Here is a 12,505-nt window from a genome sequence, read left to right on the forward strand (position 1 = left end):
CCCGGAGGTTCCCCCGGACGGCGGAGACCGCGACCGGAGTTAGCCTGAGGGGGTGGACATCGTCACCGGCACCTACCCGCTGGGCCCGGGCAACGGTCCGCTGCTGGTGCGCACGACCCGCACCGGGCTGGGCGCCAAGGCCGGGCACGACCTGACGCTTGAGGCGGCCCGCTGGCACGGCGAGGCGGTCGTGGACGCCGAGGACCCGGCCCGTTCCTCGGTGTCCGTCGAGGTGGACGCGACCTCGTTCCAGGTGCGCGAGGGGGTCGGCGGGGTCAGGCCCCTGAGCGACGCCGACCGGCGGGACATCCTGCGCAACATCGGGGAGAAGGTCCTGGGCACGGCCCGGCATCCGGTGATCGCGTTCCGGTCCTCCCTGGTAGCGGGCGCCCCGGAGGCGTTCCGCGTCGAGGGCGACCTCACCCTCGCCGGGGTCACCCGGCCCGTCACGATCGACGCCCTGCTGGCGGACGGGCGTGTGCGCGGCTCCGTCACGCTCACACAGAGCCGGTGGGGCATCAAGCCCTACTCCGCCCTGTTCGGCGCGCTGCGCCTGAGCGACGAGGTCGGCGTCTGGTTCGACCTGGTTCTCGCGCCGGACGTCCCTTCGCGGGACGCCTGACGGATCCCGCCCCTCACAGGGCTCTTGACACCCCGCCCGATCGCCCCGAACCTCTCACGGGGCGCCTCACACCGCGCCCGTCCGGCTCCTCACCCCGTGAGCCGCCTCTCCCGCGGGGCGCTTGACCCGGCGCGCCATCAGACTTCCCAGGCCGCCAGATAACCCCTGTTTTAGGGGAAAATATGACGATATATGGTACGCGCTTGCGGCATTCCGTGCACTGCGGAAGGATCACCGGACACGCTCCGCCACCGTCCGTCATCACCCCCCGGGCGGGCGGACGCGCCCGCACATTGACAGATGACGCCACAGGAGGCTGTCGTGCAGCCGCAGGAGAGCATCGAGCGGTTCGGATACCGGCAGGAGTTGCGCCGTGGGATCGGCCTGGTCGACCTGGTGTTCTACGGCCTGATCTTCATGGTCCCCATAGCCCCGTTCGCGATCTTCGGTTCGGTCTACTTCACCTCGGGCGGCATGCCGGTCCTGACCTACCTGGTGGGAATGGTCGCGCTGCTGTTCACCGCGGCCTCCTACGCGCAGATGGTCAAGGCGTTCCCGCTGTCCGGTTCGGTCTACAACTACGCGGGCCGTGGCATCTCCGCGCCGGTCGGCTTCATGACCGGATGGGCGATCCTGCTCGACTACGTGCTCGCCCCGTGCCTGCTGTACCTCGTCGCCTCGATCGCGATGCACTCGACCGTGCCGCAGATACCGGTGTGGCTGTGGCTGCTCTTCTTCGTGGCCGTCAACACCGTGATCAACCTGCGGGGCATCCGGATGACGATGAACCTCACCAAGGTGATGATCATCGCCGAGCTGGCCGTACTGGCGCTGTTCCTGGTGATCGGCTTCTGGGCCCTGCTTGAGGGCAGGGGCAGGGACTTCAGCCTCTCCCCGCTGTTCAACCCGGAGACCTTCTCCTGGCCGGTCGTGTTCGGCGCGGTGTCCATCGCCGTCCTGTCCTTCCTCGGCTTCGACGGGATCAGCATGCTGGTCGAGGAGTCGACCGGCGGATCCGCCCAGGTCGGCAGGGCCATGCGGCTGGCCCTGATCCTGGCGGGCGTGCTGTTCGTCGCCCAGGTCTGGGTCGCCGCCCTGCTGGTGCCCGACCCCGAGGGGCTGCTGAAGCAGGCCTCGGACACCGCCTTCTACGACGCCGCGGCCGTCGCGGGCGGCGAGACGCTCTCCCACATCGCCGCGACCGCGACCGCGATCTCCTGGGGGCTGGCCAACACCCTGGTCGCCCAGGTCGCCGTCTCCCGCCTGCTCTACGCGATGGCGCGGGACAGGCAGCTGCCGTCCTTCCTGGCCAAGGTCTCGGTGCGGCACTCGGTGCCGACCAACGCCATCCTGCTCGTCGCCGGGCTCTCCGTCACGCTCGGGCTGTTCATGTCCGCCAGGGAGGACGGCGTCAGCCTGCTCGGCAGCCTGATCAACATGGGCGCGCTGGTCGCCTTCGTCGTGCTGCACGTCTCGGTCATCGTGCACTACGTGGTCCGCATGCGCTCGGCCGCCTTCTGGTCGCATCTCGTCGTGCCGCTGGTCGGGATGGCGATCCTGATCTTCGTCGTGATCAACGCCAACGTCATGGCCCAGACGGTCGGCCTGCTCTGGCTCGCCCTGGGCGCCCTGGTCCTGGCCGCCCTGTACGCCATGGGCCGCAGGCCGTCCCTGCCCGACCTGCCGGGTTCCCACGAGGCAGGGGAGAGCAAGGCCGTACACGGCCGGTAGGGGCCCCGCCCTGTCCCGGACCGGCCGCTGCTAAGGACGACCTCGGCGAAGGCGAAAGACGACCGTAGCGAAGGACGACCACGCATGAACGGGCTGCCGCTCCCCCAGGAGCTGTACCTCATCGCCCACGACCAGTCGGGCAGACCCCTGGTCCATCCCTCGTCGATGGCCATCGGGCTGGCCGGGGCCGCGCTGCTCGAACTGGTCGTCGGCGAACGTGTCACCGTCTCCGGCGGCAGGGGCGCCCTGGCCGACGACACCCCTCTCGGTGACGCGGTCGTGGACGGCCTGCTGTCCCTGGTACGGCGGGACCGCTCGGGCGGGGACGTCAGGTCCTGGATCAGGCAGGCCGCCGGGGAGGTCTGCCGGCACACCCAGGCGAGCCTGGTCGCCGTGGGCGCCCTCGCCCAGGTGACCAGGCGCCGCATGGGCCTGCTCTCGCAGACCCGCCACGAGATCACCGACATGGCGTGGGTGGTGCGGGCCTGCTCCGGGGTGCGCGCCGCGGCGGAGGGCAGGGAGCCGCCCGACGCGCGTTGCGCCGCGCTGTGCGGCCTGGTCGGCGTGCTGGAGGTGGACGCGGCGCTCTATCTCGGCCAGCCGTCGAACCAGCTCGTCGTCCGCCTGCGCGCCATCGCCGCCGAGCACTCCCCCATGATCAGGGAGGTCATCGGCACCGTCGAGACCCTCATCCGCGATGCCGCCGTCGCCATCTACCGCTGACCCCCAGGAGACCCGGTGCCGTTCACCGCAGTGATCTTCGACTTCTTCGGGACGCTCACGCCGTCCACCCCGGCGCATGTCTGGGACGACCACGCGGCCCGCAGCGCCGCCCCACTGGGCATCCCCGTCCCGGTCTGGCGGGCCGCCCTCGACTCCTCCTTCGAGGAACGGGCCACCGGCTCCCTCGGTGACCTCAGGAGCACCATCCTGACCCTCGCCCGCCGCTGCGGCGTCGATCCGGGCGAGACCGCCCTCACCGCCGCGTGCTCCGCCCGCGCCGAGGCCCAGCGGGAGCTGTTCACCCTGCGCGACGACGCGCTCGGCACGCTGGGCGCGATCCGGGAGCGTGGGCTGGCCGTCGGCGTCCTGAGCGACTGCACGGCCGAGCTGGTGCGGGCGTGGCCGGAGCTGCCGCTCGCCTCCCTGGTGGACGCGGCGGTCCTGTCGTGTGAGATCGGCAGGCGCAAGCCCGATCCCGAGCTGTTCCTGCTGGCCGCGCGGCGGCTCGGGGTGACGCCCGGGGAGTGCCTGTACGTGGGCGACGGCGGCGGCCGTGAGCTCACCGGGGCCACGGCCTGCGGCATGACGGCGTTCATGCTCTACGCCGACGACTGGGAGAGCGCGGACGCCCAGCCGAGGGAGCACGACTGGGCCGGTCCCCGCCTGTCCCGCCTGTCGGCGGTGCTCGACGTCCTCGGCGCGGCCTGAGCACGGTTCATCCGCCGGGAAGCAGGGCGGGCAGCACCACCTCCTCGATGACGAAGACCGGGGTCTCCTGGGCGTCGGGCAGGTTGTACCGGCCCGAGGTCACCACGACGACGAGCCCGAGGTCGGGCCGTACGTACAGCCGCTGCCCCCCGTTGCCGACCCCCGCGACCCAGCCTGGCCCGAGAAACCACTGGTAGCCGTAGTCGAGCCCCTCCCCGATCGCCACGTACGGCGTGAGCATGCGGGAGATCCACGGGGAGTCCGACTCCAGGACGTGCCGGCCGATCTCGGCCAGGTCCCTGGGGGTCAGCCTGAGCCCGGAGGCCGCCGCCGCGACGCCGTCGCCGCCCCTGGCCCACTCGAAGGCCGTGATGCCGAGCGGTTCGAACAGCGCCGTACGCGCGAACTCCTCAAGCGGCACGCCGGTTCCCCTGGCGATGAGGCCGCCGAGAAGGGTGGAGGCGCCGCCGCAGTACCGCCAGGTCGTGCCCGGCTCCTCGACGGACGGACGTTCCAGGACGTACCGGTAACGGTCGGGCGCCGTCTCCATCGCGATCTCGCTGTTGGCCGGGCTGGTGTAGGGGACGCTCTCGTCCCACTCCAGGCCCAGCGTCATCGTCAGCGCGTGTCCCACCGTCAGTCCGGTACGGCCCGCTAGATCAGGATATTCTGGGAAACACGCGTACAGCGGTTCGGCGGGGTCGGGGACATGGCCTCCCTCCAGGGCCATGCCGTACAGCAGGCCGACGACGCTCTTGGTGACCGACCTGAGGTCGTGGAGCGTGTCCGGCCCGAACGTGACGGTGCCGAGGGGGGCGTTCCAGGCGACGTCCGGCCCCTCCCCGTAGTATTCGAAGATCAGGTCCCGCCCGCGTGTCACGACGACGCCGTGCAGATCCGGCGCCCTGCCCTCACGCACGATCTCGGCCAGCGCGGCTTCCATGTCCATCGGCATGCCTCCCCTTGTACGGCCTGACACGGTGTCAGGGTCCAGCGGCCGGTGGCCGTCAGGGAAGGGCCCGTCGTGAGGGCGGCCTGAGCGCGGACCCCGGAAAACCCCCTTGACCTCAACGTTTGTTGACGTCCCACGCTTAAGAAATCCCGAAATTTCCCGTTGAACAGGAGAGATATGCGAAAAAAACAGATCCTCGTCCTTGTGGCCGTCCTGCTGTCCACCGTCTCCCTGCCGATCACCCTGACCGGCGCCTCCGTCGCCCTGCCGGACATCGCCGCGGACCTGGGCGCGCGGCTCGCCCCCGTCCAGTGGGTGGTGAACGGCTACAACGCCACCTTCGCCAGTTTCATGCTGGTCTCCGGTTCGCTGGCCGACCTGGTCGGCAGACGCCGTGTCTACGCGGCCGGGGTCGCGGTGTTCGCCGTCACCGGCCTGCTGAGCACCCTCGCCACCGACATCGTGCTGCTCGACGTGGTCCGCGCCGTCGCGGGAGCGGGCGCGGCCGCCGCGGGGGCGAGCGGGGGCGCGCTGCTCGCCACCTCCTTCGAGGGGCGGGCCAGGACCCGTGTCTTCGGCCTGTTCGGCACCGCGCTCGGGGTCGGCCTCGCCTTCGGTCCCACCGTCGCCGGAGCGCTGATCGGCGCGTTCGGCTGGCGCATGGTGTTCGGCCTGCCCGCCGCGGTGGCACTCGCCGTACTCTGCGTGGTGCCCCTGCTGCCCGAGTCCCGGGACCCGGCGCCCCGCCGCGTCGACACCGGCGGGGCCGTCACGTTCACCCTGTTCCTGCTCCTGCTGATCACCGGCTTCGTCGAGGGGCCCGACCTCGGGTGGACCTCGCCGCTGCCGTTGGCGGCCTTCGCCGCCTCCCTGGTGTGCCTCGCGGTGTTCGCCGGGATCGAACGGCGCAGGCCGGACCCGATGTTCGACTTCGGGCTGTTCACCGGCCCGCGTTTCCTGGCCTTCTCCACGGCGGCGGCGACGATCGTCTGCGTGCTCGTGCCGCTGCTGGTCTACCTGCCGTCCTACTTCACCGAGGTGCTGGAGATGAGTCCGCAGCGGGCGGGCGCCACGCTGATCATGCTCACCGCCCCGACGCTCGTCCTGCCCTCGCTGATCGGGCCGGTCACCAGATGGGTGTCACCGGCGGCCGTCGTCGTGCTGTCGCTGGTCCTGGTCGGCGCCGGGGCCGCCTGGCTGGCGCTGGCCGGGCCGGAGGCCGGGACACCCGGTCTCGCGGGACCGCTGCTGACGATCGGGCTCGGCGTCGGCGCCTCGATCGGGCTGATCGACGGGGTGGCGATCGGCAGCGCCCCCGCCGACCGGGCGGGCACCGCCGCGGGCATGCTCAACACCGCGCGGCTGGGCAGCGAGACCATCGCCATCGCGGTGTGCGGTGCCGTACTGGCCGCGACCACCGGAGGACGGCTGGCCGGACCCGGCTTCACCGAGGGGCTGCGGCTGACGCTCTGGGCGATGACGGGTCTCACGCTGCTTTCCGTGCTGCTGTGCGCGTTCCTGCTGCGCGGTGGCTCCGCCGTACGGCAGGCGGCGGGGAAAGGCGTTTCCGTGTGATTCCGGAGGGCCCGCAAATTACCCCCAAAACCTCCATGGAATTAAGGCCGGGAAAGGGCGGCCGTTCACCGGCAGCATGCCGTATTCGCCTCCGCCCGTTTGGCCTCTCCCACCCCCTCCAGCAGGCGCCGCGGGCCGGAGCCCAGCCTGCCGAGCGTGTCGTCCGGGTTGGCCATCGGACAGCGGTCGATCGACAGGCATCCACAGCCGACGCAGTCGGTGAAGTCGTCACGCAGCTTCTGGAGCTCGCGGATCCGGGCGTCGAGCTGGTCACGCCACCGCGTGGACATGCGCTCCCAGTCCTGCCGTGTGGGAGGACGCGCGCTCGGCAGGTCCTCCAGGGCGGTGCCGATCTCGGCCAGCGGTATCCCCACCCGCTGCGCGACGCGGATCAACGCCACCCGCCGCAGTGTGTCACGCCGGTAGCGCCGCTGGTTGCCCTCCGTGCGGCGGCTCGTTATGAGCCCCTGCCGTTCGTAGAAATGCAGAGCGGATATCGCGACACCGCTGCGCGTGGAGAGTTCCCCGACACTGAGTTCAGCCGGAAGGTCACCCATCCTCCCCCCTCCCAGGCATCAATAAATATTGAGGTTCTCGCGCGAATATTACTCCAGCCGACGGCCGGGTTTTCCGGGGAGAAAGAACGACCCCCGTGGGCGCCGAGGAGGCGGCGGCCCACGGGGGTCGTCGGGAGAGGGGATTGCGGGGTTACCTCAGCGGGCGGGGCAGGCTGATGGTCAGGATGCGGCTGGTGACGCCGGAGTCGACCAGACGGCCGTCCGAACCGAAGGAGCCGAGGCCGAAGTCGTTGTCGTTGGCGATCGCGATGGTCTTGGGGCCGAGGACGGTGACGCCCTCGATCTTGCCGGGCAGGCCGGGGATCGCGGCCAGGTCGACGGCCAGGGACTTGGTGGCGACGGTGACGTTCTTGGGCAGCGAGGCCTCAAGGGAGGGCTTGGTCGCCGGGTCGTCCTGCGCGCCGCCGAGGAGGTTCGTCGCCCGGCGCACGTCGACGGTGTACAGGCGGGCGACCGCGTCGGTGCGCTCCTGGAGCAGCAGACGGCCGGGGCTCAGCACGTTGAGGGCGGAGATCTTCATGTCGCCCTGCTCGGCCTTGGGGTCGAAGGTCGCGACGTTCTCCATGCTGTAGGCCCACTCGGCGGTCGGCCGCCCGGTGCGCAGGTCGACGCGCAGGATGCGGGTGACGCTCGACGCCTTGCCCGTCTTCTTGTCGGGGTTGCCCAGCGGGCTCTGCACGGCGACGTAGAGGGCGCGCTCGGAGGGCGAGATGCCCAGCGCCTCGAAGCCGCGGTTCTGCTGGCGGTTGGCGAAGATCGCGGGCAGCGTCTCGCGGACCGGATAACCCGTCCCGGTCAGGTTGAGGCCCTTGGGCACGTACCTGGCCAGGATCCGCCCGTCGGCCGCCACGTGCACCAGGGAGGGCGAGTACTCCTCGACCAGCCAGAAGCCGCCGCGCCCGTCGGCGACGATGTCCTCGGTGTCCAGGCCGTTCGGGTCGTAGGGCAGCTCGGCCGTGCCGTCCCAGGTGTAGGGAACCTCGTCGTGGCCCTCCTGGTTCGACACACCGGTGATGGGCGTGCCGTCGGACGTCTTCAGCGTGATCGTCTCGGCGATCTTCGCCTTGCCGTTCCGTACGGCGACGCGCACGATGGCGGGCGCGAACTCCGGCACCGGGAAGGTGCGCCGCTTCTCACCGTTGATCTTCGGCTCGCCGTTCGGGCCCCGGTCGGTGACCATCCAGTACTCGCCGGGACGGCCCGCCGGGTAGAGGCCGCTGCCGACACCGCCCAGCTTCACACCGCGGTCGTCCTTGACGAGACCGCTCTCGAACTCCGCCAGGGCGGGGGCGGGCAGCGTCACGTCGGAGGTGACCCGCGGAGCCTTCTCCTTGGGAGCGGCGGCGGCGGGAGCCACGGCCGCGCCGGTGAGGGCGACGGTGAACGCCGCCGCGGTGGCGAGGGCGGCGAGGAGGGGACGTGACATGGAGCTTTCCTTTACGACCTGGTCTGTGACGAGATCCGGAAGCTATCGACGCCGGGCGACCTGAACCCTAAGCCCGGGTGAACACGAAGAGAAGGCGTACGGTGACACCGGACACACCGAGCCGCCTCCCACCTGCGATCTTGCTCATCCACGGGCGGGATTTTCCGTACGGCCACGGCCTCCCGGGTGGCCCCTCGCGGGACAGGGACCTCCTCGCAGGGCAGGGCGCCCATCCGAACGCGGCCCCTCCCCTACGCGCCCCGTCCGGGCGCCGGGCGCCGGGCGCCGGGCGCCGGGCGCCGGGCGCCGGGCGCCGGGCGCCGGGCGCCGGAAAAAGGAGAGCCGGTGTGTCCACGCGGAGCCCACCGCGCGGACACACCGGCGTACCCGGCCCCCTACCCCTCGGTCACCGGGCCTGTCACCGGCCGGGAACCCCCGGGGTTCCTCACCGGTCCAGGTTGACGAAGACTCCCTTGACCTCGGTGTAGGCCTCCAGCGCGTACGGCCCCATCTCCCGGCCGGTCCCGCTGGCCTTGAAGCCGCCCCAGGGCGCGGCGGGGTCGGGGACATGCAGCATGTTGACGAACACCGTGCCCGCCCGTACGGCGGCGGCCAGCGTGTGCGCGGTCGACAGGTCCTTGGTCCACACCGAGGCGGCCAGGCCGAACTCGCTGTCGTTGGCCCGCTCCGCGATCTCGTCCAGGTCGTCGTAGGCCATGACGGGGATGACCGGGCCGAAGATCTCCTCCCTGGCGATCCGCATGTCGTCGGTCACCCCGGCGAAGACGGTCGGCCGGTAGAAGAAGCCCTTCTCCAGGTCCCCGTCGGCACGCTGCCCACCGGTCACCAGCTGGGCGCCCTGCTCGACACCGGAACGCACGAAGCCGTCCACGTTGCGCAGGTGCTCCTCGGTGACGAGCGGGCCCAGGTCGGTCGTGTCGGACAGGCCGGGGCCCAGCCGCAGCGCGGCGGCAGCGGCGGCGGCCTTCTCCGTGAACTCGTCGACCCGGCTGCGGTCCACGTAGAACCTGGAGTAGGCGGCGCACACCTGGCCGCTGTTGAACAGGGCGCCCTGGACACAACCGGCGACGGCCCTGTCGAGGTCGGCGTCGTGCGCCACGATCGTGGGGGTCTTGCCGCCGAGCTCCAGGGTGACCCGCTTGAGGTTGCCCGCAGAGGCGCGCATGATCTCCCGGCCGACCTCGGTCGAGCCGGTGAAGGACACCTTGTCCACCCCGGAGTGCGCCACCAGGGCGCGGCCGACGTCGGGGCCGCCGGTGAGGAGGTTGACGACGCCCTCGGGCACCCCGGCCTCGACGCACAGCTCGGCCAGGCGCAGGGCGGTCAGCGAGGTCTGCTCGGCCGGCTTGATGATCACCGTGTTGGCGCAGGCCAGCGCGGGGGCGAGCTTCCAGGTGAGGATCATCAGCGGGAAGTTCCACGGCGTGATCAGCGCGCAGACCCCGACCGGCTCCCTGCGGGTGTAGTGCAGGGTGTTCGGCAGGGAGATCGGAGAGGTCGCGCCCTCGATCTTGGTGGTCCAGCCCGCGTAGTAGCGGAAGTGCTCGGCCGCGCCCGTGACCGAGACGCCCCTGGCGACCCCGAGCGGCTGTCCCTGGTCCCTCGTCTCCAGGTACGCCAGCTCCTCGCCGTTGGCCTCGATCAGGTCCGCGATCCGCCAGAGCACCCGCGCCCGTGCCGCGGGCGACATCTGCGCCCAGTCGGGGTTACGCAGCGCCTTCCTGGCCGCGTCGACGGCGGCGTCCACATCGGAGGCGTCGGCCTCGGCCAGTTCACCCAGCGGGGCGGCCGTCGCCGGGTCGTAGGTCGTGAAGGTCCGCCCTGAGTTGCCGGAGCCCCACTCACCACCGATGAGCAGCCTGCCGGGCTTCTCCAGGACGGGAGAGTCGGGACCGCTCTCCTGCGGTCGCAGAAACGTCGACACTGCCATGTTCTCCACGGCCTCCCCGTGCTCGCTGTCGCCCTTCGACCGCCTGTAGGGACGGTCAGGATCAGTTGTACGGCGTCGCGCACCGAGCGGCCTTGTCTGTGACGGCACAGCACTTGCCTGTCACGCTCCAGCGGTTTCCGGTTACTGTCATGTGACAGGGACACTGCGGGACCATTGCCAAATAACGGCACGCGATGCACCATTCCTGCAGTTGGACGCACCGCCCCATGCAGGAGGAAGCATGTCGTCTCTACTGCGCACAGCCGACCTGCCGGCCCGCGAACGCGCCGACTTCTGGTGCTCGGCGATCTCCGAGGCGTTCGTGCCCCTCGACATGACCCTCGCCAACGGCGAGACGTTCCGGGGCCAGATGCGCAGCAGAAGCCTCGGCGTGATGCTGGTCAGCGACGTCGCGGCCGACGCCCACAAGGCCGAACGGACCCGCCGTCTGATCGCCAGGTCGGAGACCGACTACTACAAGCTGAGCATGCCGCTGCAGGGCTACTGCCTGGTCATGCAGGACGGCCGTGAGGCCCCCCTCACCCCCGGCGACCTGGCCGTCTACGACACCAGCAGGCCGTACACCGTGGCCTTCGACAACACCTGCCGGATGCTGGTGCTGATGTTCCCCCAGCGCTTCCTGAGGCTGCGGCCGCACGAGATGCACCAGGTGACGGCCAACCGCGTCTCCGGACGCCAGGGAGTCGGGGCGCTGGTCTCCCCGCTGCTGATGAACCTCGTCACCAAGATGGACGAGATCGGGGAGAACCAGTCGCTCCAGCTGGCCGACAACATCCTCGACCTGCTCGCCACCCTGTTCTCCGAACGGCTCGGCAAACAGGGCACACCGCCGCCCAGCTCCCCCCAGTCGCTCCTGCTGCGCATCAGGGCCTTCATCGAGGCCCATCTCGACGACGGCAACCTCACCCCGGACACGGTCGCCGCCGCGGTGCACATCTCGACCGGCTACCTGCACAAGCTCTTCAGGATGGAGGGAACCACGGTCTCCCGGTTCATCAGGGAACGCAGGCTGGAGCACTGCCGCCGCGACCTCGTCGACCCGGACCAGTGGACGCTCTCGGTCAGCACCGTCGCCGCCCACTGGGGCTTCGTCGACGCCGCCCACTTCAGCCGCCTCTTCAAGGCGACCTACGGCGTCTCCCCCCGCGAATACCGCCTCACCAGGGACGCCCAGGGCGGGATGGCGGTTTCTGCTTGGGAAACGGCGTAGGCCTGCCTCCTTGCTCCGCCTGGCGGCGGCGCGGGTTGTGTCTCCTTGCTCCGCCTGGCGGCGGCGCGGGCTTGGGCGCTTTCGAGTCGGTGTCTTCCCTCGTCGCTCATCCGCTGCGCTCCTTCGCTCCTCAGTCCAGACACCGACGCGCCCAAGCCGACACTCCTCACGCACGGCACCGGTAAAGCACACGATCAAAACCCTCACGTTCGGGGCCGGTATCCAAAGCCCTCCCCCTTGGGGTTGATGCGTTCGGGCGGTTGCTCTGGAGCGTGAGCTTGGCGTCTGCCTCTCCAGGGTGGGCCGCGCAGGTTTCCTGCCGGGTCGTGCGCACTCTCGGTGGGTTCCCCGCGTCGGGGACGGGAGCCGGGAGGCCGATGTGGCGCAGGAGATCTAGGTCAAGTACCGGGTACGCGACCTCACGGCGCCGTAGGGACTATCCGCCGTTGAGGAGGGTTCTGATGTCGCTTTCTCGGTAGCGGCGTTGGCGGCTGGGGGTTCTCACCGAGGGGATACGGCCGGTCAGGGCCCAGCGGTTGACGGTTTTGGGGTCCACGCCGAAGATCCTGGCCACCTCACCGGGGGTCAGGAGGCGTTCGGTGGTGTCCGGGCCGGTGGTGAAGGTGCCGTCGGGCGTGACGACCTTGAGGGGGGACATGTGGTTCTCCTTGGGTCCCGTATGGGGCGGGTTCAGGTGCGGATGATGTGGGTGATCTCGTCCTGGCGGCCGAGGGCTTGGGCCAGGCGGTGGACGGTGGTGCGGGCGAGGACGTCACGTGCCCCGGCGGCGCGCTGGGCCGGGGTGACCGGCTGGTAGCGACAGGCCCACCACCGGGGCAGACCGGGCACGTTCCGGGCCTGGTATCTCCAGCCGCGATGGATGGTGCCGAGCAGTTCGATGAGCCGCTGCTCACGCTCGGGATCATGGTCGGTCATGGACGGTCCCTTCGTAGCCGGACAGCGATCACCGGCCATGCGAGAGAGTCCCGCGCCGTGATCCACAGAGCC

General features: G+C 70.6%; 12 protein-coding genes. 6 read left to right on the plus strand and 6 right to left on the minus strand.

Annotated features, from left to right (window positions below; translation table 11 throughout):
• The first annotated feature begins 52 nt into the window (after positions 1-52).
• From ABZ463_RS06115 to ABZ463_RS06130, 4 genes are all read left to right on the plus strand, one after another.
• Positions 53-622, plus strand: coding sequence for a YceI family protein (locus ABZ463_RS06115; RefSeq protein WP_352010609.1), 570 nt, complete (start codon positions 53-55; stop codon positions 620-622).
• Positions 623-943: 321 nt separating this feature from the next.
• Positions 944-2,353 (plus strand): APC family permease, encoded by a 1,410-nt coding sequence (locus ABZ463_RS06120; protein WP_362773531.1) that lies wholly within the window; start codon positions 944-946, stop codon positions 2,351-2,353.
• 84 nt (positions 2,354-2,437) lie between these two features.
• Complete coding sequence (locus ABZ463_RS06125) at positions 2,438-3,076, plus strand: GPP34 family phosphoprotein (RefSeq protein WP_362773534.1); 639 nt, start codon at positions 2,438-2,440, stop codon at positions 3,074-3,076.
• A 15-nt stretch (positions 3,077-3,091) separates the two neighbouring features.
• The gene (locus ABZ463_RS06130) at positions 3,092-3,784 is read left to right on the plus strand and encodes an HAD family hydrolase (protein WP_352010606.1); all 693 of its coding nucleotides are present in this window, start codon (positions 3,092-3,094) and stop codon (positions 3,782-3,784) included.
• 7 nt (positions 3,785-3,791) lie between these two features.
• On the opposite strand, the gene ABZ463_RS06135 is transcribed toward ABZ463_RS06130, so the two are convergent.
• Positions 3,792-4,739: a serine hydrolase domain-containing protein gene (locus tag ABZ463_RS06135; protein WP_362773539.1), complete on the minus strand. Its 948-nt coding sequence runs from the start codon at positions 4,737-4,739 to the stop codon at positions 3,792-3,794.
• Between the two features lie 174 nt (positions 4,740-4,913).
• Between ABZ463_RS06135 and ABZ463_RS06140 the strand changes: the two genes are divergently transcribed.
• Positions 4,914-6,311 carry an MFS transporter gene (locus ABZ463_RS06140; RefSeq protein ID WP_352010604.1) on the plus strand — a complete coding sequence of 466 codons (1,398 nt, stop codon included), beginning with the start codon at positions 4,914-4,916 and terminating at the stop codon, positions 6,309-6,311.
• Between the two features lie 65 nt (positions 6,312-6,376).
• Here the strand turns inward: ABZ463_RS06140 and soxR are convergent, their stop codons facing one another.
• The 3 genes from soxR to ABZ463_RS06155 form a co-directional block, all read right to left on the minus strand.
• A complete protein-coding gene (gene soxR / locus ABZ463_RS06145; protein WP_352010603.1) occupies positions 6,377-6,868 on the minus strand; it encodes a redox-sensitive transcriptional activator SoxR in 492 nt (163 codons plus the stop codon).
• 151 nt (positions 6,869-7,019) lie between these two features.
• Positions 7,020-8,315 (minus strand): esterase-like activity of phytase family protein, encoded by a 1,296-nt coding sequence (locus ABZ463_RS06150; RefSeq protein ID WP_352010602.1) that lies wholly within the window; start codon positions 8,313-8,315, stop codon positions 7,020-7,022.
• Positions 8,316-8,760: 445 nt separating this feature from the next.
• Entirely contained in the window at positions 8,761-10,260 is a 1,500-nt protein-coding gene (locus tag ABZ463_RS06155) for an aldehyde dehydrogenase family protein (RefSeq protein WP_352010601.1), read from the minus strand.
• Positions 10,261-10,507: 247 nt separating this feature from the next.
• Here ABZ463_RS06155 and ABZ463_RS06160 point away from each other — a divergent pair, with 247 nt between their 5' ends.
• Positions 10,508-11,497 (plus strand): helix-turn-helix domain-containing protein, encoded by a 990-nt coding sequence (locus tag ABZ463_RS06160; RefSeq protein WP_352010600.1) that lies wholly within the window; start codon positions 10,508-10,510, stop codon positions 11,495-11,497.
• Positions 11,498-11,933: 436 nt separating this feature from the next.
• Here the strand turns inward: ABZ463_RS06160 and ABZ463_RS06165 are convergent, their stop codons facing one another.
• Positions 11,934-12,155, minus strand: a complete 222-nt coding sequence (locus ABZ463_RS06165; protein WP_352010599.1) for a BldC family transcriptional regulator — start codon at positions 12,153-12,155, stop codon at positions 11,934-11,936.
• A gap of 32 nt (positions 12,156-12,187) precedes the next feature.
• Entirely contained in the window at positions 12,188-12,433 is a 246-nt protein-coding gene (locus ABZ463_RS06170) for a hypothetical protein (protein WP_362773546.1), read from the minus strand.
• Positions 12,434-12,505 lie beyond the last annotated feature (72 nt).

The sequence above is a fragment of the Streptosporangium sp. NPDC020145 genome (assembly GCF_040631275.1).
Taxonomy (GTDB): Bacteria; Actinomycetota; Actinomycetes; order Streptosporangiales; family Streptosporangiaceae; genus Streptosporangium.